This window comes from Staphylococcus microti (assembly GCF_000934465.1).
Classification (GTDB): Bacteria; Bacillota; Bacilli; order Staphylococcales; family Staphylococcaceae; genus Staphylococcus; species Staphylococcus microti.
The window spans coordinates 1-225 of record NZ_JXWY01000084.1; the positions used below are offsets into that span (position 1 = coordinate 1).

A 225-nucleotide genomic window follows, 5' to 3' on the forward strand; every position below is an offset into this window, starting at 1 on the left:
ACCGAAGAAAATGGAGACAAAATCTTCTTTGAAAGCGAAGAAGACAAACAAATGTACTTAAATGACCAAAACAACAATATACAACCAAGAGCTGTTGGACTATCACAAAAAGAAAAAACTATATCCTCAACAAGATACAACATGAGATTTTCAGGATATTCTAATATGACTCCTAGTTGGACAAAAGCCTCAAAATACACAATACAAGCAGGTAGATCTTTGAAT

The 225-nt window shown here is 32.9% G+C and carries 1 pseudogene; it reads left to right on the forward strand.

Going from position 1 to position 225, the window contains the following annotated elements:
* Positions 1-225, forward strand: a pseudogene (locus TP70_RS12590) (hypothetical protein); the annotation flags it as partial.